This is a genomic window from Microbulbifer sp. SH-1, assembly GCF_011326135.1.
Classification (GTDB): Bacteria; Pseudomonadota; Gammaproteobacteria; order Pseudomonadales; family Cellvibrionaceae; genus Microbulbifer; species Microbulbifer harenosus.
Genome location: NZ_CP046948.1, coordinates 726,618 through 750,713, shown reverse-complemented (window position 1 = coordinate 750,713; position 24,096 = coordinate 726,618). Strand labels below are relative to the sequence as shown.

Annotated in this window: 18 protein-coding genes; 7 read left to right on the top strand and 11 right to left on the bottom strand. The window is 57.9% G+C overall.

Going from position 1 to position 24,096, the window contains the following annotated elements; genetic code table 11:
- Positions 1 to 12: 12 nt before the first annotated feature.
- The 8 genes from iadA to GNX18_RS03345 form a co-directional block, all read right to left on the bottom strand.
- Positions 13 to 1,185 carry a beta-aspartyl-peptidase gene (gene iadA, locus GNX18_RS03380; protein ID WP_166215411.1) on the bottom strand — a complete coding sequence of 391 codons (1,173 nt, stop codon included), beginning with the start codon at positions 1,183 to 1,185 and terminating at the stop codon, positions 13 to 15.
- 19 nt (positions 1,186 to 1,204) lie between these two features.
- Positions 1,205 to 2,716: a putative basic amino acid antiporter YfcC gene (yfcC, locus tag GNX18_RS03375; protein WP_166215409.1), complete on the bottom strand. Its 1,512-nt coding sequence runs from the start codon at positions 2,714 to 2,716 to the stop codon at positions 1,205 to 1,207.
- A gap of 81 nt (positions 2,717 to 2,797) precedes the next feature.
- Positions 2,798 to 5,656, bottom strand: coding sequence for a TonB-dependent siderophore receptor (locus tag GNX18_RS03370; protein ID WP_166215407.1), 2,859 nt, complete (start codon positions 5,654 to 5,656; stop codon positions 2,798 to 2,800).
- 699 nt (positions 5,657 to 6,355) lie between these two features.
- Positions 6,356 to 7,795, bottom strand: coding sequence for a Type 1 glutamine amidotransferase-like domain-containing protein (locus tag GNX18_RS03365; protein WP_240914200.1), 1,440 nt, complete (start codon positions 7,793 to 7,795; stop codon positions 6,356 to 6,358).
- A 143-nt stretch (positions 7,796 to 7,938) separates the two neighbouring features.
- Entirely contained in the window at positions 7,939 to 8,247 is a 309-nt protein-coding gene (locus GNX18_RS03360) for a DUF6122 family protein (protein ID WP_138235320.1), read from the bottom strand.
- Entirely contained in the window at positions 8,247 to 8,921 is a 675-nt protein-coding gene (locus GNX18_RS03355; protein ID WP_138235319.1) for a GntR family transcriptional regulator, read from the bottom strand. The genes GNX18_RS03360 and GNX18_RS03355 overlap by 1 nt, the downstream gene beginning before the upstream one ends.
- A gap of 95 nt (positions 8,922 to 9,016) precedes the next feature.
- Positions 9,017 to 10,120, bottom strand: coding sequence for a hypothetical protein (locus GNX18_RS03350; protein WP_240914198.1), 1,104 nt, complete (start codon positions 10,118 to 10,120; stop codon positions 9,017 to 9,019).
- A gap of 38 nt (positions 10,121 to 10,158) precedes the next feature.
- A complete protein-coding gene (locus tag GNX18_RS03345) occupies positions 10,159 to 10,599 on the bottom strand; it encodes a VOC family protein (protein ID WP_166215404.1) in 441 nt (146 codons plus the stop codon).
- 167 nt (positions 10,600 to 10,766) lie between these two features.
- Between GNX18_RS03345 and GNX18_RS03340 the strand changes: the two genes are divergently transcribed.
- Positions 10,767 to 11,864, top strand: a complete 1,098-nt coding sequence (locus tag GNX18_RS03340; protein ID WP_240914196.1) for a hypothetical protein — start codon at positions 10,767 to 10,769, stop codon at positions 11,862 to 11,864.
- 67 nt (positions 11,865 to 11,931) lie between these two features.
- On the top strand, positions 11,932 to 12,654 hold the full coding sequence (locus GNX18_RS03335) for an SIMPL domain-containing protein (RefSeq protein ID WP_240914194.1): 723 nt from the start codon (positions 11,932 to 11,934) through the stop codon (positions 12,652 to 12,654).
- Between the two features lie 143 nt (positions 12,655 to 12,797).
- Here the strand turns inward: GNX18_RS03335 and GNX18_RS03330 are convergent, their stop codons facing one another.
- From GNX18_RS03330 to GNX18_RS03320, 3 genes are all read right to left on the bottom strand, one after another.
- Positions 12,798 to 14,120 carry an amidohydrolase family protein gene (locus GNX18_RS03330; protein ID WP_166215400.1) on the bottom strand — a complete coding sequence of 441 codons (1,323 nt, stop codon included), beginning with the start codon at positions 14,118 to 14,120 and terminating at the stop codon, positions 12,798 to 12,800.
- Between the two features lie 175 nt (positions 14,121 to 14,295).
- Positions 14,296 to 17,142, bottom strand: coding sequence for a pitrilysin family protein (locus GNX18_RS03325; RefSeq protein WP_166215398.1), 2,847 nt, complete (start codon positions 17,140 to 17,142; stop codon positions 14,296 to 14,298).
- 252 nt (positions 17,143 to 17,394) lie between these two features.
- Positions 17,395 to 18,483, bottom strand: coding sequence for a Glu/Leu/Phe/Val dehydrogenase (locus tag GNX18_RS03320; RefSeq protein ID WP_166215396.1), 1,089 nt, complete (start codon positions 18,481 to 18,483; stop codon positions 17,395 to 17,397).
- Positions 18,484 to 18,832: 349 nt separating this feature from the next.
- Between GNX18_RS03320 and GNX18_RS03315 the strand changes: the two genes are divergently transcribed.
- From GNX18_RS03315 to GNX18_RS03295, 5 genes are all read left to right on the top strand, one after another.
- A complete protein-coding gene (locus tag GNX18_RS03315) occupies positions 18,833 to 20,821 on the top strand; it encodes a VacB/RNase II family 3'-5' exoribonuclease (RefSeq protein ID WP_166215394.1) in 1,989 nt (662 codons plus the stop codon).
- A 115-nt stretch (positions 20,822 to 20,936) separates the two neighbouring features.
- Positions 20,937 to 22,406, top strand: a complete 1,470-nt coding sequence (locus GNX18_RS03310; protein ID WP_166215392.1) for an aminoacyl-histidine dipeptidase — start codon at positions 20,937 to 20,939, stop codon at positions 22,404 to 22,406.
- A gap of 107 nt (positions 22,407 to 22,513) precedes the next feature.
- The gene (ybaK, locus tag GNX18_RS03305; RefSeq protein WP_138235309.1) at positions 22,514 to 22,981 is read left to right on the top strand and encodes a Cys-tRNA(Pro) deacylase; all 468 of its coding nucleotides are present in this window, start codon (positions 22,514 to 22,516) and stop codon (positions 22,979 to 22,981) included.
- Positions 22,982 to 23,015: 34 nt separating this feature from the next.
- Entirely contained in the window at positions 23,016 to 23,657 is a 642-nt protein-coding gene (locus tag GNX18_RS03300) for an HAD hydrolase-like protein (protein WP_166215390.1), read from the top strand.
- 63 nt (positions 23,658 to 23,720) lie between these two features.
- A complete protein-coding gene (locus GNX18_RS03295; RefSeq protein WP_138235307.1) occupies positions 23,721 to 24,041 on the top strand; it encodes a YceK/YidQ family lipoprotein in 321 nt (106 codons plus the stop codon).
- Positions 24,042 to 24,096: the final 55 nt, after the last annotated feature.

Below are 24,096 nucleotides of genomic sequence, written 5' to 3'. Positions count from 1 at the left end.
CACCCTCACCATTCAAACAGACACCCGCGCAACGCGGAGTTGGTGGTCCACCATCTGCCATCGCCCTCGCGCCATGACATGCGTGATCTGGAAACGATCGGGATCAACCAGGATCAGGTCGGCATCCCGTCCGGTAACAATCTGGCCTTTGCGCTTGAGCCCGAGCGCGCGCGCAGGATTGAGCGTAACGACCTGCAGCGCCTGCGAGAGTTCTATCCCTTCGTCTTGCACCGCGCGCCGGAACTCATCGAACAAGCTGGCAATTGAACCCACCTCAATATCCCGCAGTTCACCCTGTTCGCAGAAGTTGGTCAGCGACCCCTGTGCATCAGAAGAAAACGTCATTTGGTCTATTGACGCCCCCTGCTCCTGCGCCATCCTCAAAGCCCGGCTCGCGCGTAACTCGCCTGTGGCGAGGATTTCCGGAGTGGTTGAAGTGGTAAAATCAATGAAGCCGCCAGCGCGCACGAAGCGAACCCCATGCGCCAGCAGGGCGTCGTTGCGGTTCATGTGCGTCGGGTAAAACTGCGTAACCGGGATTTCAGAGTTTTCAACGGCGTCGAATAATGGTGATAACCGCCCGGGGCCATCCCCCACATGTACAGAGACCACGCCACCCTTGCCACTGAGCAATCCCGCAACGCGTGCGTCAGCGGCGATCCGGATCAACTCATCGCGGGAGGGGTGCGAAGAACGATGATCAGAAATCGCCAGCTCACCGACGCCGATAATGTTGTCCACCAGCATGACATCACTGCGCACACTGCCGGTCAGGGTGTTGACCGGTACCTGGTAGGAGCCGGTCTGGATGAAACAGGTAATCCCCTGCGCTTCCAGCGCCTTGGCTTTGCCGAAGAGTTCATTGAGTGTGCGGGTGATTGCATCGGTTCCAAGGGCGCCCACCACGGTGGTCACGCCCGAACTCACAGCATCCCGCACATCCAGCTCCGGCGTGCGCGACGCAAAGCCGCCCTCACCACCACCGCCACTGATGTGCACCAAAGAGTCCACCAGCCCGGGCATCAGCCAGGCACCGTCGGCATCCACCGTCTGTCCAAGATAATCCGGAAGATCGATGTTCTGATCGATTTTGGCCACACGCTCACCGGCCACCAGCACATCACAGCGACCCAGACTGCGCGGGGCGAATACGTTCGCGTTCTTTATCAGAGTAATTTGAGACATATCCCTACAACTTAATTATTCAGAATCCAGATATCGCGGCGATAACCACGGCGGCGGAGGCAAATAGAAACAACATGCCCATCAAAGGAAGCACGAAGCGCAGCCACACGCCCCAATCCAGACGCGCAGCCCCCAGGCACCCCATCAGCGAAGCGGAAGTCGGCACCACGATATTGCTGAAGCCGTCCCCCAGCTGAAAGGCGAGCACCGCAGTCTGCCGGGACACACCGACAACATCCGCCAGCGGCGCCATGATCGGCATGGTCAATGCGGCCTGGCCAGACCCCGAGGTAATGAAGAAATTGAACACGGTCTGGAACAGCAGCATGAACCAGGCGGAAACCGCGCCGGACACATCCGCGAGACCATTGCCCGCAGCATGCAATACGGTGTTGAGGACGCTGGCGCCCTGTGGGTCATCGCCGCCGAGCAGCAGCACAATGCCCTTGGCAAACGCCACTACCATGGCCGCGGGCAACAGCTGTTGCGCCCCTTCACGAAAAGCCGCAGCTGCCTTGTTGGCAGTGAGCCCATTCAATCCGAACAGGATGGCGACTGCGGCAATTACAATGCCCATGGTAAAAAACTGGGTGGCGATCTCCGGCAGAAAATAATTGCGCTCCACCACCCCCCAGATCATCCAGGCGATGCCCGCACAAAACAGCAGCAGCACCCAACCATCGCCGCGCACCATGGATTTCAGTGCTGAGACAGACTGTGTCTGATTGCGAAAAACCTGATCAGAGCAGTACGCCAAGGACAGCGTCGGACGGCGCTGAATGCGGCGCGCATAGATCACGGTGTAGAGCGCGAGCCCACAGGTGGCGAGCAGCCACAACAGCATGCGCGGAACACTGCCTGACATCACCGGAACCCCGGCAATACCCTGGGCAATACTGACCCCGAACGGATTCATCCACGACGTGGCGAAGCCCACCTGGGTGGCCACATAGGTCACCATTATTGCGGTGATACTGTCGTATCCCATGGACACCAGCAGCGGCACCAGAATCAAGGCAAAGGGAATCACCTCCTCCCCCATTCCAAACACAGCCCCGCCAATGGAGAACAGAAAACACAGCAGTGCCAGGTAAAAATGTCCCGCTTCCCGTTTGCGCGCAATCACCTGAAACAGGCCGCGCTCCACCGAGCCACTGGCAAAAATCAGCCCGAAAGCACCGCCTGTGAGTAATATGAAAGCGAATACACCGATGGACGCTCCCCATTTGCTGCCGGACACCATACCTTCGAAAGCAAAATTCAGCAGGCCGATTTCTCCACCCTCGGCGAAGAGGGATAAACCAGCCGGTTCATCCGACACCTGCTGGTAACTGGCCGGGTCGATAACGCTGCGCTCGCTGCCATTGACCACGCTGGTCACGGTCTCGTAGGTACCGGCGGGAATGAGGAAATTGAGCGCGAACGCAATCAGAGCTACCGCGAGCAATATCAGATACGTGTCCGGCATTGCCCAGGTTTTGTTTACGAACCGCTCCACCACGTCCGGAGACTCTGTTTCACTGGTCTGCATGAAATAGCACCGCAGTAAGTTGAAAATTGTCGGCAGGTGCAAACCGCGCACCTGCCGTGATCAGTTCCTGTGGGACGCCGATCAGAAGGCGTGGGTGTAACTCAGGGTGTAGAAACGCCCCATGGAGTTGTGGTTAAAGTTATCCACGTTGGCACTGGTACCCAGCACCAGCGGCGGCTCTTCATCCAACAGGTTATTGACCCGCAGGCTCAGCCAGCTGCCGTTGCTGAATTCGCGATTGACACTCAGGTCAAACACCAGCCACTTGTCCACTTCCACATCGCCGTTCTTGTCAAAGTTAACGCGGGACAGGAAATACTCGGCTCCCGGCTCCTGGATTGCCTCCAGCACACGTGGGCTGGGGTCATCGGCATAGCTGTGGGTGTAGCGCGCGAACAGCGTGGTGGACCAATCCTCCATACGCCAGCGCAGCGAGCTGTTGGCCAGCCAGCGTGGGTAGGTGTAGTTACCCGCTTCACTCACAATGCCCAGCGCCTCAGACGGCAGCTTGTCGAACTCGGCCATGTAGGTGCCATCCAGGGTGAAGCGGAAGCTGCCCCAGTTTTCGGTATCGAAATACTGGGTGAACGCCATATCCACACCGCTGGTTTTCTGCCAGCCCAGGTTCGCCAGCTGGAAGTGGGCATCCACCACAAAGCCGTTGGCGACCTCTAGGCCCGGCTGACCGGTGGCTAAGTCGCCCTCGCCCACGACTGGAAAATCGCCAGCAAGAGCGCGCAGAATGAAGTCATCTTCCTCAACGCCGATCAGGTTTTCGTGCTCGATATTCCAATAGTCAATGCTGATTTCGGTGTCCTTGCCGGGCTTCAGCAGAAAACCCATGCCCCACGTGGTAGCAGTTTCCGGCTTGAGGTCGTTGTTGCTCACTTCTTCCGAAAACAGTGCCTCACCGTCTTCGTCGTCGAGTCCGTCACAGGCCTCCGGCGTCACACTGCAGTCCACGGTGTAGCTGGAGAGCAGCGTGCCCGCGCCGACCTGTGCCAGCGACGGTGCGCGGAAGGACGTGGACCAGTTGCTGCGGAAAATGATCGCGTCGTTGAAGGCATGGCGCAGGGCGAGTTTCGGGTTGGCATCGCCGCCGAAGCTGTCGTAATGGTCGTAGCGCAGCGCCAGTTGCAGTTCCGTGTTAGCCGCGAGCGGGATCATCTGTTCCATATAAAGCGCCCACTGGTTGCGCGCGGCATCGGCGGAGGTGGAGCTGAAACCGAGAATCGGCTCGGGATTCAGGGTGGTGGAAATGGCATCACCGGACGGGGTGTCCGCCACGGATTCGCGGCGGAATTCACCACCGAATGCCACCTGGATGGCGCCCGCAGGCAACTCGATCCACGAACCTGAAATATTGCCGTCGATGGCGTAAAGGCTGGATTCGCCACTGCGACGGGCATCGGTGCGCACGAACTGGTCGATGGCATCCACCTGCTCGGCCTGGCCATTGAAAGGGTTGTACCAGGCAGTAGTTTTGCCCAGGTCTTCACAGGTTTCGCCGGCGCCATAACTCGTTCTACGCGGCGTCTGCAAATTCACATCCCAACGATTCACCAGCGACCCATCGGAACAGAGGTTACCGACCAGGGCATTGATGAACCCTTCGGATTTATACAGACCGGACAGGCCGCGCTGATCTGACTCCGCGCGGCCGATATTCAGTGCGGTTTCCCAGCTCCAGCCACTCAGTTCACCGCGCAGACCGCTGAGGAAGCGTACGGATGTGCTTTCCACTTCAACGGCACGGGGATCGGGGAATTTGCCCCAGGCATAAATCGGATAACCGTAAAAATCACTGAAATCACTGGTAGGAGCATCCGGGCTGAATGAGCCTTCCTCGACAATATCCGCCTTGAGCGCATCCGGCCAAAGCGGGCTCTCTGGATCCACCGGCACATAGCTGAAGTTCGCCGGTGACGAGGTACCGCGAGAAGTGTTGGTCTGCAGCATCAAGTTGTTGAACCACTCCAGCTTGTCTGAGATGTCGTAGTTGAATGTTGCCACGACACTGGCACTTTCGTATTCGTCTTGTGTGGCCACTAACGAGTTGGTGTTGAACTCGCAATATTCGCCCAGTCTTCCCGATCCAAACTGATCCTCCGGACAACCGCCGGTTTCAGGCCCCTCAGTCTGGTCGTAATACATCGAATATATGTCATTGAAACTCGGGTAAATCCCCTGCTGGCTCGGGCGCACGGAATTGGCCGTGAGTTTGCGGTCGCGATCGTACATGGCATTGCGGGAGAACAGATCCACCACCACCATAGTGTGGCTGCGCTCGCCTTTACTGCCCCACACCCAGTTCAGGTTGTATTTGCCTTCATCGCTGCCCGCGGTGGAGTTGCCGTGGGTCAGGGTAACTTCACTGCCTTCAAAGTCATCGCGCAGAACGAAGTTCACCACACCGGCCACGGCATCGGCACCGTAGGTGGCGGCGGCGCCGCTGGGCAACACTTCCACGCGTTCAATCGCGGACAGCGGAATGGAGTTCACATCCACAAACGATTCCTGTCCCTTGGCGAAGGAACTCACGGAAACGCGGCGACCGTTCACCAGCACCAGTGTGGAACTCGCGCCCAGGCCGCGCAGGGAAACACCCGCGGCCCCCACCGGGGTATTGCTGGACAGCGGACCGCCGGTAGCCGTGGAAAAGGTTCCGCTGCCGCCGCCGGTCTGGGTCAGCTGCTGCAGGATTTCGATGGGTGACGTTGCACCGGACGCTGCGATATCGTCGCGATTGATCTGCACGACCTGCACCGCGCCCTCGGTATCGAGTCCCTTGATATGGGTACCGGTAACCAAAACTTCTTCGACGGTGCTTTCCACCGGCTTTTCCTGGGCAACGGCGCCGACACTGACCAGCGAACAGCCGAGCGCCAGATGGATCGCGTTGTAGAGACCTGTTCTGTGATGTTGCTTTTTATTATCCACGTTGATTCCCCTTCCGGGCGTCTCGCCCTGTGTTGCATTGGCAATGCTTGTTATTCATGGCAGTGATTGTGCTGTTCAGACAATCATGGGAACTGGGTGCGCCAATGACGCAAAGCCGGACGGGACTGCAGGTACGCGCGTTATGACCAGCCGGAAGCCGCACGACGGGCCCGAGCCAGCACCTGAGCAATTCAGGCCACACGTAAATCCTGTTAGATTGTGGAGAGCAAACGATACGGAGGAATTCCGACGTATAGCTTCCCTGTGCTCGACGGCACGCTAAACAGCGTCGAGCGCCCGGCTATGCCGAGGCGGGAAAGCTACTCGTCGAACCACTCACTGAGGTGGTAGTCGGAAGAGCAGCGCTCAATGGCAGCAATGAAATTCACGTTGCTTTTTGTCATGGCGCTTGGCTTGGTTTCTCAGTTGGCTGATTAAAGTTGTTATCTAGCAAACTTCACGCAATTTTTATCACGGCGAAAAAATACTGTAAAGCGTTTCTTGGGGCGCACACAGGTCCGCCATCGGCGCCATCAAAAACCGAATTATCTGCGAGCCAGAAAAGGGAAACCGCGTTTTATTCAAGCCGCTTTATTGAAAACACCAGAAAATAAAAGGCCCCGGAAAGAGCATTTCTCCCCGGGGCTGAATTGACTTGCCGGCCACAGATTTTGCGGCCGACAGTGAACATGCTAGGAATTACTGGTACGGCTGATTGATATAGAAGTTGGCCGAACGCCCGTCGACACCAATACGCTTGGGCGCCACTGAACTGGCACCGTTCAGGAGATTGAACGTATCGTTCTCACCCAACTGATAGCGCAGCACATCCTCGTAAATTACTGCCTGGCCACATTGCGCCTGGGTGCGGGAGGTCGCCCCATCTTCGGCGAGCACATAGACACTACCGGCCCCATCCACCACACCATTCCCATCGCTGGTGAAGAAAATAGAGGTCGCTTCGTCCACACCGATCCCCCGGGTAGCCGCCGGCAGCCCCGCCATAAATGTCATCAGGCGGCCCATACGATCGCGCTCGGCGAAATGGGTGTCCACTATGCTGTTGTTCATTACCAGGGTGGTCAGGAAGTTCGAGGATATATTGATGTACTCGTGGCAGAGATCCGTTACCGCCTCCGACGAATACACACCGAGAATGCCATCCGGATCATAAATATGCTGGGATTGTACGGCTGCATCAGCGGACGTACCGCCAATCACGCCACCTCGCGCCAGTACATTGTCCAGCGCCTGTTCAAGTGCCGTGCCCTGCCATTGATTGAGATAGTCGGACTGGTCACCGCCGGCAATCCATACGAACTCCGCCGAGTTGACCGCCCAGACGACGTATTCGCTATTGGCGAACTGGGTCCGGTCTACCATCAGGGTTTCCACGGAATCGGCATCCAGCAAACCCATCAGGTAATCGTTGTAGCCATCACTGCCGGAGGTGCGCAGCACCACCACGTCGCCACCGCCAATTCTCGGTTTCACCCGGCGGGTGAAGGCATCATCCACATCGCTGCCGCCCCCCATCACCAGGACGCCTGGATCATTCTGACTCACGCAGACATCCGCCTGACTGCCGCTCAGATAGCTGGTCAGCCCGCCCGGCTTTGACGGCCGCGAACCGACACTGCAGCCACCACCGCTGCCGCCGCTACTGCTGCCACCACTGCTACTACTGCTGCTGGTACCACCGGAAGGAATACCGTCCACGTCGAGAGCGTAATACCCGGTTCCAGAGTAGCGGGTGATTTTCAGGGTGTAGAGACCGGCTCCACCGACGTTGACACTGGCCGCTTCCGGGCGATTGCCCGTCTCAGCACTGTAGAGTTTTTGCGAGGGGTCATACAGATGCCAGTCAAAATCATCGCCACTGGCATGGTCGAGGGAAATATTCAGGCTGGCCGCCTGGTTGATGTTGAAGTAGTACCAGTCCTGATCCCGGCGATTGGCGATATTGCCATTGACGGTCTGCTCCGAGCAGACCGGGCCGTCGGCATCGGACTCGGCGTCGTTAGATTCCGATTCGGAGGAAATGCAGGCAAATGCGCCCTGCCCAGCCCCAAGCAACAACAATGTGAGTACCCAGTGCGGAATTGCGGCCGTCAACGGCCGCGACGAAGTCATCTGCATAAAATGCTCCTGTTAGCTGATTTTTATTCTGCAGATCCAGACTATATTCATCAGCGCAGGAAAAAATGCCCCGTTCCGCAATCGGGAGAAAACCGTCAAGTTTTGGCGAAAACAGAACACTTACGCAAAAAAATGCGCAGGAATCAGAGGCCGCAGTCGATGGCATCCAGCAACATATGGGTAATCAGGCCGATACCCAGCCAGCGCACCGGCTTCCACGGCAGGAATATCATGGCCCCGTAAAAAGAGATCGGAAACATGGTGTGTAATGGATGGAAATTGATACTGCAGCGATTGGGGTCATACATCGGGGAGGCCAGCAGATGATCCAGGTCCACCAGGTTTGCGGCCAACATAAACAGTGCGGCTTTTTTCCATTCATCGCGAAAGAAAAACCAGGCAATGGCCAGTGGTACAAGCAGATGTAAAACGATATGGAGATAACTGAACATCAGGTCGGCAACAACTCTTCGGCGGAAATGGAACCCAGGCCTTCTTCAATGTCCTGGCGAATGGCGGTGCGTACACGCAGCTCATCTTTCTGAGCGATAGCCCGGATCAGATCCTGATGGCGATCCGGCAATTCCTGCACACCGAAACGCTGGAACACCAGATGCTGCAGCGGTGCCGTCTGCAACCATAGGCTTTCGATCAGTGAGAGGATGATGTAGGGGCGACCGAGCCGGTACAGGGTGAAGTGAAATTCCAGATTGCCAGTGACGTATTCCTGAATGTCGTGTTTGGCCAGCGCTGCGGTGATCCGGTCATCCAACGCACGCAACGTCGCGATCTCGCTTTCCCCTACGAATGGCAGTGCCTGCGCCGCTGCCTGGCACTCCAGCGCAACGCGGGCCGCACAGATTTCATCCAGTTTTTCCCGGGTCAGGGTGGGCACGGTTACCCGGCGGGTGTCCGACAGTTCCAGCGCGCGCTCAGACGTCAGGCGACGCAGCGCCTCGCGCACCGGCATCGGGCTGCAGTTCAGCTGCTCCGCCAGACCGCGAATGGTAATCGCCCTGCCCGGCAGGAACTGGCCCCGCAGGATGGCATCGCGCACCTGGTAGTAAACACGCTCCTGGGTGGTGCGGAATTCTTCCTGCGGCTGGGTAAATTCGGCGTCTATCACTGGCGGGCCCGTCGTTCACAATTGAGTTAGTGGCGCCGCTCAAAATCGTAGCGAGCGCGCCGCCAGGCGTACGCGCATTAGACTTTGGGAGGCACTCAGGCAGATAGCGCCAACTTATGCAGCGCCTGATCACCACCGACTTCGATCAGTTCATCGGCAATGGCGCCAGTTTGCCACAATTCGTAAAAATCCTCTGCAACCTGTTTGCCCGCCTCGGTTACTGCGTTCCAGTAGCGCAGACGCTCCTCGGTAGAGAGCTTCACGAAGTCGTCCCTGTCCGGGATCTTGCCGTATGGCAACTTCGCGACCCAGCCCGGCGACGGCGCCACCAGGATCACATTCTGCATGGCGCCGCCGCGCACCCAGCGCCAGCGAAAACTCTTGTCGAACCAGCCGGGCACCAGATAGGGGAAAAAGTGCGGGTACAGCACCAGTCCGTCCGGGTGCTCGAAGCCCAGGTCAAAGTGATAGTCTGTGATCCCCCCGTCCCGATAGTTGCCAACCGGCGCTCCCGCTGGGTTCTGCACTCCGGCCATAACCAGAGGAATGGAGCCGGACGCCAGCACCGCCGCGCATACGTTATCCGCATTGAGCGCGGTATTTACGGTATAGAGGTTGCGAAAATCCACACTCGGGTTGGCGCCGGAGTGGAACACCACCCGGTCCCAGAAGGCGCGCAGACTGCGGCGGCTGACGGCATTGGCCAGGGCGGACGCCAGCAACGCCGGCGCCAGCAGCGCTTTCTTTTCACTGGCCAGCGGCCCGCGACCGCGCACGGTGACGAAATGGCTGTGCCACACCGGGTTGCCCGCCACCTCTTCAGCCCCGCGGCTGCCGAGGACATCCCGCAGTATCCGCTCGCCGGCGGCCGTGATCTCCGCCGGCGTCGGCCGCGCGCTGTCGTAGGTCTGGTTTACGTAGCCGTATTCCAGTGTTTCCAGCGCCGCCATGGGGCTGGAGGTGGCGTAACACATGTTGCGGAAACTGCCGATGGAGGAGCCGAGGGTCGCGATCGGCGTAGTTCGTTCACGAAAAAACTCACCGATCAACACCCGGTCGAGCTGGCTGATGCACAGCCACTTGGGCCCCCCGGACGCGCCTACCAGGGTGGAAATACCATCCGGGCGCAACCCCTCATCTCTTACCCGGCGCGCCGCATTGGCACCCGCCAGGATCACACAGCTTCTCTGCTTCTTCACTATTGCCACTTCAGTCATTGCTTACTTGTGAAATCTGCTTACCAGCTTCCGGTGTTTTCCATGGAAGCCCAGGGTTCCTGCGGCTCCAGGGGGTCCCCTTTCTGCAACAACTCGATGGAAATATTGTCCGGCGAGCGCACAAACGCCATATAACCGTCCCGCGGCGGGCGATTGATGGTCACCCCCATATCCATCAGCCGCTGGCAGGTTTCGTAGATATTGTCCACGCGATAGGCCAGGTGGCCGAAGTTGCGGCCACCTGTGTAGGTCTCCGGGTCCCAGTTATAGGTCAGTTCCAGGCAGGGGCGTTTTTCATCATTGGCGGAATCGGCGTCCCCCGGGGCGGCAAGAAAAATCAGTGTAAAGCGCCCTTTTTCGTGCTCCGTGCGGCTGACCTCGTACAGACCGAGCTTGTCGCAATAAAACTCCAGAGATTTTTCAAGATCGGTGACTCGCACCATTGTGTGTAAATATTCCACTGCAACGTCTCCTTTGTGGGATTACAATCCCCGTACATCAACAAGATGGCTACTTTAGCCACCCGACAAAAAGTTACCAGCGCGAAATGTACCAAAAATACTATCGTCATTTTTTACAGGCTGCCCAAAAGGCGGCCCCGGCCACATGCGACCTGCCGGTTCTGCATATGGCGTGCCACTCTCACCACTATTGGCCCGACGTCACCCTGGAGGCCATCAACGCCTACTGGCAGGACGCGGCGCAGATGGCCGATAGCAAGTGGGAGAAGATTTTCGGTGAAAAGATCCCCGCCTTCCAGCGCGGCATCGCCGCGGCCCTGAACCTTCCAGCGCCGCAGCAGATTGCACTGGCACCCAACACTCACGAGCTTGTGTACCGGTTGATCAGCGCGCTCGATCTGAATAAGCCCCTGCGCATTCTCACCACCGATGGAGAGTTTTATAGCTTCTCCCGCCAGCTGTTGCGCCTGGAAGAGCTACCCAATGTGGATGTGGTGCGTATTGCCACCCAGCCTTTCGCCACCCTGCCCCAGCGCTTCGAGCAGGAACTGCAGAGTGGCAACTACCAATTGGCCTACGCCAGCCAGGTGTTTTTCGATTCCGGGGTCGCTTTCCCCGGTTTGCTGGAACTCGCCACACGCAAACCGGATGCCACCCAGATGGTGATCGACGGCTACCACGCGTTCTTTGCCCGCCCTACGGATCTCTCCGCCATTGCCGACAAGGTGTTCTACACCGCGGGTTCCTATAAATACCTCGGTGCGGGCGAAGGTATGTGTTTTATGACCATCCCCCGGGACTGCCAGCTGCGCCCGCTCAATACCGGCTGGTTTGCGGAAATGGCGGAACTGGAAAACCGCGCGGAGGGGGTGGGCTTTGGCAACAACTGGCTGCGCTTCGCCGGCGCCACCATGGACTACTCGCCGCTGTACAAGGCGCTGGCGGTGCTGGACCTGTACGAGCGCGAAGGCATCACCGTGGAGAGCATCCACAAATACGTACTGGGCAATCAGCGGCGCTTTCTCGCCGCCATGGACGCCGCCGATCATCCACTATTGAATCGCGGCAACCTCATCGCCCACGACCTGGAAAACGGCCACGGGCATTTTTTCACCTTCCGCTGCGGCAGTGCGGAAAACGCGGAAACACTGCAGGCGGAACTGCGGCAGAAAAATGTACTCTGCGATCGCCGCCAGCAATTACTGCGACTTGGATTTGCGCTCTACCACCCTGAAGAAGAAACTTTCGAACGTCTATTCACCTGATATTCATCTTTCCGGCGCAACAATACGCGTCGTCAACAAGTGTTACTGGCAATATTAAGGATTCGCCATGCAAAAGACTATGAAACTGTTTTCCGCTGGCCTGCTTGCAGGTCTCGCTATACTCGCCACCGGTTGTGGCAGCGATGCCGACAAGCGCCCTTCCGGCACGCTGATTTCCATCTCATCCCAGGCGGAAGCCAGCCGCGCACCGGACATCGCGAATATTTCCGCAGGTGTAATTACCGAAGCGAGCGAAAGCGACGCGGCGATGCAGGCTAACGCCGCGCAGATGGACAAACTGATGAAAGCCATCAAAAAGGCCGGTATCGACGACAAGGACATACAAACCAGCGGTATCAACCTCATGCCCCGCTACGACTATCAACCCAATCGCGAGCGTCAGTTGCTGGGTTATCAGGCGCACAACAATGTAAATATTACGGTGCGCAAACTGGATGAGCTGAGCAAGGTGATCGACCTTCTCGCGGCGGAAGGTGCCAACCAGATTCACGGCCCCAGCTTCTCCATCGGTGAGCCGGAGCCCCTGCTGGCGGAAGCCCGCGAGAAAGCCCTGAAACAGGCCCAGGCGCGCGCAGAATCCTATGCGGATGCGCTCGGCACCAAGGTACGCAGAATCGTGAGCATTTCTGAGGGCAGCCACGGCGGCATACCGCGTCCGATGATGCGCGCGGAAATGGCTTCCGCCAAAGACAGCGCCGGTACACCGGTTGCGGTGGGTGAGACTTCGGTTTCGGTGAATCTGGAACTGGTGTTTGAGCTGACGAAATAAGATAGTGCCACGGCACCTGCTCACACTAAGCAGGTTCTGTGGCGGTACCGCTGCCGGTGCAGCGGTACCTTCGCGAGACGTCCAACTGTGTGATCAAGCATTTTTAATACTCTATTTTGGGCTCTGCTTACTGCAGATTAAATTTACTCCGGCTGTTTAAACACTTCCCCACCCTTCATCACAAACCGCACCCGCTCCAACGCGGTAATATCTTCCAGCGGATTGCCAACCACCCCGATCATATCCGCCCACTTACCCGGGGCGATGCTTCCGAGTTCGTCTTCCATTTTCAGCAACTGTGCCGCGTTCAGGGTGGCTGCGCGAATGGCATCAGCGGGGCTCATGCCACCACGCACCATCAGGGAAAATTCCTTCGCATTGTCCCCGTGGCGACTGACACCGGTATCGGTACCGAAGGCGATTTTCACTCCCTTTTTGTGCGCGCGCTGGAAGGTATCCTGGATCAGCGGACCAATGGTTGCCGCCTTGGTGCGCACCATATCCGGGAAGAATCCCTCCACCGTCGCCTTCTGGGTAACCCAATCGCCCGCCATCAGCGTCGGCACATACCAGGTGCCGTGCTCCAGCATCAGCGCCATGGTTTCCGCGTCCATGTAAGTGCCGTGCTCCACAGAATCCACACCTGCGCGGATCGCCCGCTCCATCCCCTCCTTGCCATGGGCGTGAACTGCCACGGTAAAACCGTAGTCTTTCGCCGTTGCAACAATAGCCTCCAGTTCATCCTGCATGAACTGTGGATTCTGGCCACTCTTGGCCACACTCAGCACGCCACCGGTGGCCGTGATCTTGATCAGGTCCGCACCATCCTTGTAGCGCTGCCGCACCGCTTCACGAGCGCTGGCCGTCCCATTGATCACACCCTCAGCCGGGCCTGGGCTGCCCATCAGATCCTGGCGGTAGCCGTTGGTGGGATCGGCGTGACCCCCGGTGGTAGCGATGGACTTCCCGGCGGTGTACACCCGCGGGCCAACAATCTCGCCGCGATTGATGGCGTTGCGCAAACTGATGGTGACGTTGGCCCTGTCTCCCAGGTCCCGCACCGTGGTAAAACCTGCCATCAACGTGCGTTCGGCGGTATTGACCGCGCGCAACGTGTAATCCGCGGGGTTCCAGGTGAAAGTCTCAGTGTAGGTCCGCGGACCATACTCAAACGCGAGGTGGGTGTGCATATCCATCAATCCGGGCAACACGGTAAATGCGCGAAGGTCGATAACGCGCTCTCCACTGCGCCGGGTAAATCCGCGCTCCACGGATTCCACTCTGCCGTCCACAATATGTACCGTGCGTTGGTGTTGCAGTCGGCCGCGTTCGCTGTCGAACAACCAGCCGGCCTGCACGGCAATATTTTCCGCACAGGACAGGGAAGACCAGGCCAATAGAGTGATTGCCAGCAGATTGCTGAAACCGCGGATTGCGGAGTGCGGTTTTGCGAAAGGAGTAAACATTGCGCCCCCGGGTCACTTCGACCCATTTTTATAGTGATTTTTGGTGTGTTACTCGTGACTTGCCGTTTAGCCACTACCACGGCGGGCCAATGTAGCGCACTTTCGCGTTATAAAAAAAGCCCGGCGTACTTGCCGCCGGGCTTCCATGGGACCTGATGTGTAAACGCAAATACCGCTATTCGCTGGATGGAATCACTTCCACTTGCCCGATACCCAGTGCCTCAATATCCTTCTGGATCTTGCTCAGGTCACCCACCACCATCCAGGTAAACTGGTCCGGCGCAAGGTATTCCTTCGCCGCCGCCGCCACCTGTTCGATGGTCAGGGCGCTGACGCGCTGGGGATAGTCAGCGATATACTCCGGCGGCAATCCTTTTTCTACCTGCCAGGCAATAGTGGACAGCAGCTGCCCTTTGGTCTGGAACTGGGCACTCTGCTTGAGCACTTCGTCGTCCTGGTAATCCTTAAGTTCCTTTTCTTCAATAGGACGCGTACTCAGGTATGCCCTGAATTCCTTCAGCAACTCCTGTATGGCCTGTGCGGTCTTGTCGGTCTGAACAGGCGCAAACACGATATACGGACGCTGCCCCTCGGTATCCAGTGACACGGCGCGCGCGCCATAGGACCAGTGTTTGTCCTCCCGCAGGTTCATATTGATACGCGAGGTGAATTTTCCAGCAATGGCAGAGGCCATTGCATCGAAAGCTTCGGCGTCTTCCGGATTCCACTCGGGCATTACCAGTCCAGCCATGATGTAACTCTGCTGGGCGCCCGGGCGGTCAAGCAGGTAAATGCGCGGTTTGTCCGGCCTGGCGACTTGGGGAATAGCCAACTCCGGCAGCGGCTCCCTGGGTGCGCGCCAACTACCGAGCGTTTCGTTAAGAAGCTTCTTGAGTTCGTCTTTGGTGACATCGCCCACCACGGTAAGCTGGGCATTGTCCGGGCGCAGCCAGGTGTTATGGAAATTCACTAAATCTTCGCGGGTGATGGATTTTATCGCCTCCGGTGTTCCGGAACCGGTCAACGGCACACCGTAGGGATGCTCCTGGCCGAACAGTAACGGCGGCAATTTGCGCATCGCCAGCCCCTGGGGCTGGGCCTCTTCCTGACGAATGGCATCCAACCAGTTGGATTTAACCCGAGCCAGATCTTCTTCAGGGAACAGCGGGCTGGAAATGACATCGCGGAACAGTTCCAGCGACGGCTGCAGCTGGGATTTCAACGCGCTGAGACTCAGCGTGTTGTAGTCGAGACCACTGCCGGCGCCGATACTCGCGCCCAGCTCTTCCTGGCGGGCGCTGAACGCGAGACTGTCGTAGTTGCCGGCGCCTTCGCTCAGCATACGGGCAGCCACAGAGGCAAGTCCCGGTCTATCGCCGTCGGTGGCCGCGCCACTGCGGAACTGGAGACTCATGAGTACAACGGGTGTGTCGTGGCGCTCGGCCAGCACCACGTTCAGTCCGTTATCCAGAGTGAAGGTCTGCTGTTCCGGCAGTTCGAGCTCAACCGTCTTGTCCACTGCCGGCAGTTTACTGCGATCCACATCGGTTTCGACCGCAGCATATTTTTCTTTGGGGTTGATGATCAATGTGAAGTGCTGGGGCTTAAGCCACTGTTGCGCCACATTTTGCACATCAAGCGCGGATACACCTGCGTAATCATCGAGTCCATTCACAAATGCACCCGGGTCTCCATAATAAAACTCCGAACTGGCGAGAATATCCGACTTGCCACCGAAGCCGCCGATCTTTTCCAGCCCCTTTACCAGGCCTGCGAACTCACTTTGTTTGATTCGTCGCAGCTCATCGTCATTAACGCCGCTGCGGGCGAATTCTCGCAGTTCCTTGTCGAGAAGCTTCTCCACTTTCTCCACCGACTGCCCGGGCTTCACATCGACCATGACAATCAGCTGGCCCGCAAGCTGGCGGCCGTAATAGAACGCACTGACGTTGGTGGCCACCTTTTCTTCACGCACAAGACGGCGATACAGCAGGGAGTTCTTGCGATTCGCCAACAGCGAAGTCAGCAGATCCAGCGCGTTTTCTTCATCGCTGCCAACCGCCGGAACATTCCACACTTTGTAAATGCGGGTCTGCGGTACCTGGTCGGTAATTTCAAGGCGCTTGTTGACTTGACTTGGCAGCTCCCAGTTTTTCAACTCCGGTGGTACGGAGGTGCTGGGGATACCGCCAAAGTACTGGCGGGCTTTTTTCATCGCCTCCTCGACCGTGATATCGCCAGTGATAACCAGGATCGCATTGGCAGGCTGGTAGTAATCCGAGAACCACTGTTTGACGTCTTCGAGGCTGGCATTATCCAGATCGTCCATGGAGCCGATGGTAGTCCATGAATAAGGGTGATCAGACGGAAAGGTATTGGCGGCAATCAGATCGAACGCCTGCCCATAGGGGGCGTTTTCCCCCTGGCGCTTTTCGTTCTTGACCACACCCCGCTGCTCATCGAGTTTTTCCTGACTGATGGCGCCCTTGAAATGCCCCATGCGGTCGGACTCCATCCACAACGCCATATCCAGCGCGCCCTTGGGGACGGTTTCAAAATAATTGGTACGGTCGTTATTGGTGGTGCCGTTCATATCGGTGGCACCGGAGCGCTGGAAAGGCTCGAAGTATTCGCCAGGGAAATTTTCCGAACCGTTGAACATCAGGTGCTCAAACAGATGGGCAAACCCGGTTTTGCCGCGGGTCTCGTCCTTGGAACCTACCTTGTACCAGATATTGATCGCCACTACCGGCGCCTTGTGGTCCTCGTGCACGATAACGGTGAGCCCGTTGTCGAGCGTTTCCTTGTGGAATGGCAGTTCGATTTTCGGCGGTGCCACAAACGCCGCATTGCCACTGGCCGCAGCCTTGCTGCTTGCCGCCGCCTCCTTGTCGACGCTCAGCGCCTTGTGCACGCTTTCCTTCGCACCCGCTGTGTCCTGGTGCCGGTCGCAACCGACCACAGCGGTCAGAAGTACTATCGTAAGCAGGCGAGCGGGCCATGATGCGTGTCGCATGTTCATTGTCATTTATCCTGAATGCCTCGGTAAGTCCTGGAAAATGTGATCGACGTCGCGCAGAGACGGAAATATCTTCTCTGACTGAACAATTACCGAGGAGGTTCCCCGGGCGCGAATACCGGTGAATAGTGCAAGCGGATAAAAGTGTAGGCGAAAAAGCGGGCGCCGTAGCGCCCGAAATTACTTCACAGAGGGACGATGACGTCGTCAGGGAGACTGGTGTAAATAGCAGTCAGAATGCGCGCTAACGCCACACTACGCGGCTGCGGAATCGGCTTTGTTGAGCGCGTCTTTATGGCCAAAACGCTCCTCGGCGATACGATCGGCCACATGCGCGGTGGTTTCACCGGATTCGTCGGCGCGCTGGAAAACTTCTCGCATGGTCGTACCAATGGTCTCGATATGGGCTTTTACCTGCTCGGCGTTGTATTCGCCCTGCTCCTGACCAAGCTGCTGGTAGTAGACGTCAATGATGCCACCGGCGTTGATCACATAGTCCGGCGCATACAGAATGCCCTTCTCTTTCAGCACCTGCGCGTGGCGCTCTTCCGCCAGCTGGTTGTTGGCGGCGCCAGCGATGGCACCTACCCTCAAACGGCTGATGGTGTTGTCGTTGAGAATGGCACCCATTGCACAGGGAGCGAACAGGTCTACGTCCAGATCGAAGATTTCGTCGGCGCCCACAGCGGTCGCACCCAGCTCATCCACCGCACGGTCAATGTTGTCCTGGAAAATATCGGTGACGTAGAGCTCAGCGCCAGCTTCTTTCAGTAGTTTGGCCAGGCGGAAACCTACATTGCCCACGCCCTGAATGGCGACCTTGAGGCCGGCCAGATCCGTGCGCCCCCAACGATGCGCAGCCGCGGCCTTGAGGCCCACAAAAACGCCATAAGCGGTGGACGGTGAGGGATCGCCGCCGTGTTCCTGGCCGGCAATAACTCCGGAGACGAACTTGCTGCGCTCAGCAATGATCTGCATATCCGCCACGCTGGTGCCGGAATCTTCCGCCGTTATATAACGACCGCCAAGCGTATTGAGGAAATCGCCCATGGCGCGCAGCAGTTCCGGCGTTTTCTGCTTGCGCGGGTCACCGATAATCACAGACTTGCCGCCGCCCAGCTTCAGTCCGGCCATAGCGGACTTGTAGGTCATACCGCGCGAAAGGCGCAGCACGTCATTCAATGCTTCGGAATCATCGGCATAGGGCCACATGCGGCAGCCGCCGAGGGCCGGGCCCAGATTGGTGTTGTGGACCGCGATAATCGCTTTCAACCCGCTTTTGGCATCGTGGTAAAACGCCACTTCTTCGTGATTATCGTATGCGGGGTGGGAAAATATGCTCATTTCATTCCTCTCCGGAGGCCGGTTTTACAACGGCGCCAGACTCGACCGATTTTGTCGGCTCTGTCCGCAACCGCGCATTATTCTGGGTCCCTAAGAATATAGCCTCAGGCACCGTATGGGCATTGCGATCTTTGCGCATTTAGACCATTAGGTATCAACCTCATCCCCCACATCGACATTTTTTAGGATAAACCAACCTTGCGAAATAGCAGGCGTCCCGCAGTCACCTGGCCTGCAGGCATTGTGTCGCCTACTCAGCTGGCCTGTAATCGTCCGTCTGGTAGAATCCGCGCCCAACAAAACCTTGCTCTGCGCAGAGAACCCCCGAGAAACCACCAGAGAAGTCTCCATGCTGAACGCCGACGCCCTCAAGCAGCTGACACAGCTGAAAACCGAAATCCGCTCCTCCAAGGAATTTGCCGAGGGGCGAGTGCGAGGCAGCAGCGGCAAATTTGGGTTCATTGTTCTTGACGATGGCCGCGAGGCATTCCTGCCGCCGTCAGAGATGGACCGGGTTTTCCCCGGCGACCGGGTGCGCGTAAGCCTGACCGAAGAGGAGCAGGGAAAACTCACGGCCGAACTGGACCAACTGATCGAATCGAACCTCTCGTATTTGGTGGGCCAGTACATCCAGCGCGGGCAGGGCCATTTCATCCAGCCCAGCGAACAAGGCCTGTCACGTTGGATCTTTCTGCCACCCAAGGCCCGCGGCAAGGCACAGCCGGGTGAGTTCATCGCCTGCTCTATCGCCCGCCACCCTTTCAAGGACGGCAAGTCCCAGGCAAAGGTGGAGAGTGTGATCGGCAAGCCGGATATGGCCGGTATCGAGCATGCATTCATCGTCGCCCAGCACCGCCTGCCGAACCAGTTCAGTGAAGCCGCCCTCGCACAGGCCGCGTCCATTCCGGCAACGCTGGAGACGCTGTGCGCAGAACGCCAGGACCTTTCGGAACTGGGCTTTGTTACCATCGACGCCGAAACCACACAGGATATGGACGACGCCCTCGCGGTCACTACCGCCGAGAACGGCTGGAATCTACACATCGCTGTGGCTGACCCTTCGAGCCTGATTGAGCCCGGCTCGCCTCTCGACAAGGAAGCGCGCCAGCGCGCCAACAGCGTTTACCTGACCGGTGAAACCCTGCCGATGTTGCCAGCGAGCCTGTGCGAAAACAGCTTCTCACTACTGGCGGGCGAGCTGCGTCCGGCACTGGTGCTGCATATCGCGGTCGGTGCGGATGGTGCTCTGAATGGCTTTGAGTATGAATTTGCCGCCATCCGCTCCCGGCACAAACTGAGCTACAACCAGGTGGCGCGCTTCATTGAGGGCGACGACAACGCGGTGCCCGCCGACCAACACCAGAGCCTGCGCCTGCTCGACAGCCTGAGCAAGGCCCGCGCCAGCTACCGCGCTGGCCACTCCCTGATGATGGAAGACCGTCCCGACTACGAGCTGGTATTGAACGAGCAGCGCAAGATTGAGCGCATCGAAAAGCAGGAGCGCACCGCCGCGCAACGGATGGTGGAAGAAGCCATGCTTGCGGCCAACATCTGCGCCGGTGAGAAGCTTGCGGAAATCGGTACCGGCTGTTTCTCCATTCACTTGGGCTTCCGCGACGAACGGATGGCCGAAATACGTGCGCTGTTAAAAGACGTGCTGCCGGTATATGCGGAGCAGGATCTGCACCAACTGGAGGTGTACCTGCAACTGGTTAAGGAGCTCGAAAGCAGCGAAGACGCGGAAATGAAAAATGTGCTCGCCGTGCTGAAGCGCATGCTGCGTCCCGGTGAGCTGTCCAACAAGGCAGCACCGCACCTGGGGCTCGGCCTCGCGCATTACGCTACCGTCACCTCCCCTATCCGCAAGTTCAACGACCTGCACAACCACCGCGCTCTGCGTGCCGCCCAGGCCGGCGGCGAGCTTCCGTCACTCAACGACGAACAGGGCGAAGCTCTTCAACAGACTGTGGCCACTGGCCGACAGGCGGATCGCGCGCTGCAACAATGGCTCTACTGCCAGTACCTGGAAAGCAAGGTGGGCGAAGAATTTACCGGCAAGATCACCCTGGTAAACGGGGCCGGTATCGGTGTGCGCCTGGAAGAGAATGGCATCAACGGATTTGTTCGTTTCAATGGCAAAAAGAATCCGTTCGAGTTTGATGGCAAGCGCCTGCGGATTTCCCGCGGCGAAGAACGCTTCCAGCTGGACCAGGAAGTACCAGTCAAAGTGAGCGCGGTGGATACCGACAAGCGCCGGGTTGCCCTGGAGCTGGTGGTAAATACCCCGGAGGAACAGGCGGATTCCCTCCCGGCGCAGAGCAAAGACACCGCCAGCTGATCCCCGGTACCGTTTCCAAAACTCAATTCCAGCCGCGGCGCCACAAGCGCCGCGGCCTTTTTCGGCCCACCCGGATTGCGGTCTATACCCCCGGGCCCAAATACAAGGAAATTCCATGGTAAACATCGCCGCGCTCAACCCCACCCCTCTGTGGAAGCATTTCGCCAAACTGTGCGAAATCCCACGCCCATCCAAACACGAAGACAAGGTGGTGGCGTATATCGTCGAATTCGCCCAAAGCCGCGGCCTCGATGTGAAGCTGGATCAGATTGGCAACGTCATCATCAAGAAACCGGCTACCCCGGGAATGGAAGACCGCAAAACGCTGGCCATGCAGAGCCATGTGGATATGGTGCCGCAGAAGAACGCCGACACCGAGCACGACTTCCTCACCGATTCCATTAAGCCTTATATCGATGGCGAATGGGTGACCGCAGAGGGCACCACCCTCGGCGCAGACAATGGCATTGGTGTAGCCGCGATCCTTGCCCTGCTGGAATCCACCGACATTCCGCACCCCGCGCTGGAAGCTCTTCTGACCATCGACGAGGAAGCGGGCATGACCGGTGCCAAGCATCTGCAGCCGGGCCACTTCGAAGCGGAACTGCTGCTGAACCTTGACACTGAAGATGAAGGCGAACTCTACGTGGGCTGCGCCGGCGGTGTGGATGTAAATGTGTCCCTGCCCTACTCCGCGGAACCAACACCCGCTGGATACCAGGCATTCAAACTGAGCGTGCGCGGCCTGCGCGGCGGCCACTCCGGACTGGATATCGATAAGGGACGGGGCAATGCCAACAAGATCGCCAACCGTATGATCGACAGCGGCCTGACGCAAATTGCCGAGTTGCGTATCGCCAGCCTCGATGGCGGTAGCCTGCGCAATGCCATTCCGAGGGAATCGTTCAGTGTTATTGCCGTCCCGGCAGAAAAAGTCGCCCAACTGCAGGACGTCGTACAGGCGGTGGCGGCGGTCATCAAGGCGGAGCTGGACAACGAAGCCAAACTGGATATTACTCTGGAACAGTGTGATGTCCCGGCAACGGTCATGGACACGCAATCCCAACAAAAGCTGATCCGCGCCATCCGCTGCTGTCCCAATGGTGTGGAGCGCATGAGCACCGCACTTGAGGGCATCGCCGACACCTCCAACAACCTCGCCCGGATCGTTACCGAAACGGAAAATGGCAACAGCCGCGTGCGCATCCAATGCCTGGTACGCAGCCTCTCCGACAGTGCACGCGATGAACACGGTCTCAACGTGGCCGCCGCCTTCCAGCTCGCCGGCGCCGAGGCCAGCCTCGACAACGCCTACCCGGGTTGGACACCAAATATGCAGTCCCCGCTACTGGCTCTGATGAAAGAGGTCTACCGCGGGATGGAAGGCCGGGAGCCGGACGTTAAAGTGATCCACGCCGGACTCGAATGCGGCCTGCTGGCCAAACCCTACCCCCATTGGGATATGGTCTCCTTCGGCCCCACCATCCGTCGTGCGCACTCACCGGAAGAACGGGTGCATATCCAGAGCGTGGCGAATTTCTGGGCCTATTTTATCAAGGTCGTTGCGGCCATTCCCCGCCGCTGATTCACCTTTGCTGTTTTTCCCCAAAAGGCCCGGCAGACTCACCGGGCCTTTTTGTAATTGGCGGGCAATCGGGTGAAAATGCGCGAAACCTGACAGGAACGTTGGAAATGACCCCTGCCGTCAATAGCGCCATCAAAGCAAAAATCACCTTCCAGCTCCACGAATATACCCACGATCCTGCAGCCGAATCCTACGGGCTGGAAGCCGCGGAGAAGCTCGGACTGCCTCCGGAGAGGGTTTTCAAAACACTGGTGGTCGCACTGGATGGAAAGTCCCTCGCCGTGGCGATATTGCCAGTGGAATGCCAGCTCAATATGAAGCTGATTGCCCGGGCCGCCGGCGCAAAGAAAGCCGCCATGGCGGATAAAAACGAGGTAGTGCGTTCATCCGGCTATGTGCTCGGGGGCGTAAGCCCGCTGGGACAGAAAAAACTTCTACCGACCTTTCTGCACAACTCGGCGGAAACTGCGCCCACCATTTTCGTCAGCGCCGGTCGACGGGGGCTGGAAATTGAGTTGGCACCACAGGATCTGCTACGTCTCACCCGAGGCCAGTTTGCGCCGTTGGCAGTCTGAATTCGACGATACATAAATTTGCAAGGAGTGATCCATGGCCCACTACGAATGGCTGCTTTTTGACCTGGACGGCACACTGAGTGACCCGGCCGAGGGCTTCATCAACTCCATGAACCACGCGCTCGAATTCCACGATTTTACCCCACGCCCCGCCAGCGAGCTTACGCTCCACATTGGCCCGCCGCTGGAGCAGACCATGGCCCACCTGACAGGTAGCAGCGACGAGAAGCTTATCCGCGCTATGGTGGACAAGTACCGCGAGCGCTATGGTGAGAGCGGATATGCAGAGAACACACTCTACCCCGGCATCACCGAGATGCTGGAAAAACTGAGCCGCAACGACAGTATTCGCCTCGCGGTCTGCACCTCCAAGCGCGCGGATTTTGCCACGCGGATTCTTAAACAGTTCAACCTTCACCACTATTTCGAGTTTGTTAGCGGTGGCGATGTGGGAATTGCCAAATGGCAGCAACTGGAAAAGCTTTTAGCGGAGCGACGTATTACCTCCCGCACGCTTATGATCGGAGACCGCCACTTTGATTTGAGTGCGGCACATAAAAACAAGCTCCACGCCGCCGGAGTACTATGGGGGTATGGCTCGCGCTTAGAACTGCAGGAGCACAAGCCCACGTACCTATTCGAGCGGCCGGGCCAGATTGATGAAACTTTCACTTAAGAAGTGAATCACACAATCGTGTTGTACATCAGAAAATAAAAATCTGTATATGAAGGTATAACTATGAAATATGCTTCCTTTCTGTCCTGCGCTCTTGGCTCCTTGCTTCTCTCTGGTTGTGGCACTGTCACCACGCTTACAAGTACAGATCAGGAGATCGCGACGAATCTCAACAAGCAGAAATCCTCATGCATCAGTATGCCGCGGGTATACAGCGGCGTTGCTTACAATATGTGCAAACTGAACTCGAACGGCAGTTCCATTTACTTCACTCCACTGGTCGGGGTGTATCTGATCGACAGTGTCTTCTCCGCGGCCACCGATACCGTTGCTCTGCCCTACACCATTTACACACAAAGCCAGCAAGGCAATCTGGACATCTAGCAAACAGAGAACACGCGGCCGCCCCGGGCGAGATCGAATTGCCAGTCTCGATTTT

Bases quoted from the DNA above. Each gene is read 5' to 3' on its own strand.
- GNX18_RS03295 (WP_138235307.1), top strand. From the start codon at position 23,721: ATGAAATATGCTTCCTTTCTGTCCTGCGCTCTTGGCTCCTTGCTTCTC.
- GNX18_RS03340 (WP_240914196.1), top strand. From the start codon at position 10,767: ATGGCGTGCCACTCTCACCACTATTGGCCCGACGTCACCCTGGAGGCC.
- GNX18_RS03300 (WP_166215390.1), top strand. From the start codon at position 23,016: ATGGCCCACTACGAATGGCTGCTTTTTGACCTGGACGGCACACTGAGT.
- ybaK (WP_138235309.1), top strand. From the start codon at position 22,514: ATGACCCCTGCCGTCAATAGCGCCATCAAAGCAAAAATCACCTTCCAG.
- iadA (WP_166215411.1), bottom strand. From the start codon at position 1,185: ATGTCTCAAATTACTCTGATAAAGAACGCGAACGTATTCGCCCCGCGC.
- GNX18_RS03315 (WP_166215394.1), top strand. From the start codon at position 18,833: ATGCTGAACGCCGACGCCCTCAAGCAGCTGACACAGCTGAAAACCGAA.
- GNX18_RS03330 (WP_166215400.1), bottom strand. From the start codon at position 14,120: ATGTTTACTCCTTTCGCAAAACCGCACTCCGCAATCCGCGGTTTCAGC.
- GNX18_RS03310 (WP_166215392.1), top strand. From the start codon at position 20,937: ATGGTAAACATCGCCGCGCTCAACCCCACCCCTCTGTGGAAGCATTTC.
- GNX18_RS03365 (WP_240914200.1), bottom strand. From the start codon at position 7,795: ATGCAGATGACTTCGTCGCGGCCGTTGACGGCCGCAATTCCGCACTGG.
- GNX18_RS03320 (WP_166215396.1), bottom strand. From the start codon at position 18,483: ATGAGCATATTTTCCCACCCCGCATACGATAATCACGAAGAAGTGGCG.
- GNX18_RS03360 (WP_138235320.1), bottom strand. From the start codon at position 8,247: ATGTTCAGTTATCTCCATATCGTTTTACATCTGCTTGTACCACTGGCC.
- GNX18_RS03325 (WP_166215398.1), bottom strand. From the start codon at position 17,142: ATGAACATGCGACACGCATCATGGCCCGCTCGCCTGCTTACGATAGTA.
- yfcC (WP_166215409.1), bottom strand. From the start codon at position 2,716: ATGCAGACCAGTGAAACAGAGTCTCCGGACGTGGTGGAGCGGTTCGTA.
- GNX18_RS03335 (WP_240914194.1), top strand. From the start codon at position 11,932: ATGCAAAAGACTATGAAACTGTTTTCCGCTGGCCTGCTTGCAGGTCTC.